Here is a 1,937-nt window from a genome sequence, read left to right on the forward strand (position 1 = left end):
CAACCAGATCGAACTCTTCACGGCCCTGCTGCTCTCGCTGCCCGGCTCACCGATCCTCTACTACGGCGACGAGATCGGCATGGGCGACAACATCTGGCTCGGCGACCGCGACGCCGTCCGCACCCCCATGCAATGGACCCCCGACCGCAACGCCGGCTTCTCCTCCTGCGACCCGGGGCGGCTGTACCTACCGACGATCATGGACCCGGTCTACGGCTACCAGGTCACCAACGTCGAAGCCTCCATGTCCTCCCCGTCCAGCCTGCTGCACTGGACCCGCCGCATGATCGAGATCCGCAAACAGAACCCCGCCTTCGGCCTCGGCACCTACACCGAACTCCCCTCCACCAACCCCGCCGTCATCGCCTTCCTACGCGAACACAAGGACGACCTCGTCCTGTGCGTCCACAACTTCTCCCGCTTCGCCCAGCCCACCGAACTCGACCTCCAGACCTACAACGGCCGCCACCCCGTCGAACTCATCGGCGGCGTCCGCTTCCCCGCCATCGGTGAACTCCCCTACCTCCTCACCCTCGCCGGCCACGGCTTCTACTGGTTCCGACTCCGCAAGGACGCCACCCCGCTCACCGAACGCCGATTGACGGTGTGCTCCTGAAAGGACGGGTCGTCATGCGCAAGGTCGTATCACCCCGCCCCAGCGGCCACAGTCCGGCCCATCTGCTGACGTCGCTCGCCGATCTGCTGAGGACGTGGCTGCCCGAACAGCGCTGGTTCGCGGGCAAGGGCAGACGAGTCACGGACCTGTCCCTGCTCTCGGTGACCGAGCTGCATCCGGGCTGCCTGCACCTGCTGGTCAGCACCGGGGACGGCTCCGCCGCCCGGCCCGGGGACTGCTACCAGCTGCTCCTCGGAGTCGGGGACGTCCTGCCTCCACGGCTGGCCCACGCCCGCATCGGCCGGGCGAGCGAGGGGCCGCTGGCCGGCCTGACGGTGTACGACGCCCTTCAGGAACCGCGGTCGGCCGACCTGCTCCTGGAGCGGCTGCGCACTCCGGGGACGGCGGGCCCCCTGCGGTTCGAGCGGGACGCGAAGGTGGCCGTTCCCGCCGGTCTGGCCCCGCGCCTCCTCGACGCCGAGCAGTCCAACTCCTCACTCGTGTACGGGAACGCGTACATCCTCAAGATCTTCCGGCGTGTCCAGTGCGGCATCAATCCGGACCTTGAGGTGCCCTGGGCGCTGGCCCGCCAGGGGTGCACCCGGGTACCGGCCCCCGTGGCGTGGTTCCGGACCTCGCAACCGCAGCCGGCGACGCTCGGTGTGCTCCAGCCGTTCCTGCCGGACGCCGTCGACGGGTGGACCCTCGCGCTCGACTCGCTCACCGCGGGACGGGAGTTCACTGACGAGGCGTACGAACTGGGGCGCGCGACCGCGGAGGTGCATCTCGCGCTGGCCGCGGCGTTCGCCCTCGGCGCGCCGACCGGGCACGGCAGCAGGCGGCTCGCCGCCGCGATGATCGAACGGCTGGACGCGACCAGCCGGTCGGTGCCGGAGCTGATGCCCTACGTGGCCGGGCTGCGGGGCGCCTTCGACGCACTCGCCGTCCTCGACTCGGGCCGTCCGGTGCAGCGGATCCACGGCGATCTGCATCTCGGCCAGGTGCTGCGCGCCGGGGAGCGGTGGTTCGTCATCGACTTCGAGGGCGAACCGGCCCGCCCCATCGCCGAACGCCGGCAGCCGCAGTCCCCGGTACGCGATGTCGCGGGCATGCTGCGCTCCTTCGACTACGCCGCCCGCAGCCGCCACCCGTGGCGTCCGGAGTGGGCACGTCGCTGCCGGGACGCCTACTGCGCGGGATACGCCGCCCAGGCGCGGTGGGATCCGCGGGCGGAATCCGAGTTGCTGCGGGCTTACGAGACGGACCGGGCCGTGTACGAGGCCCTGTACGAGGCACGGCACCGGCCCGACTGGCTGCCCGT

At 70.9% G+C, this 1,937-nt stretch carries 2 protein-coding genes; both read left to right on the forward strand.

Annotated features, from left to right (window positions below; all coding sequences use genetic code 11):
• Positions 1-616, forward strand: a 616-nt coding sequence (locus AOK01_RS22010) for an alpha-glucosidase C-terminal domain-containing protein (RefSeq protein WP_213862131.1), incomplete at its 5' end; no start/stop codon positions are given.
• Positions 617-630: 14 nt separating this feature from the next.
• Positions 631-1,937: maltokinase N-terminal cap-like domain-containing protein (locus tag AOK01_RS22015; protein ID WP_055514342.1), on the forward strand; the 1,307-nt coding region annotated here is incomplete at its 3' end.

The organism is Streptomyces aurantiacus, assembly GCF_001418335.1.
GTDB lineage: Bacteria > Actinomycetota > Actinomycetes > Streptomycetales > Streptomycetaceae > Streptomyces > Streptomyces aurantiacus.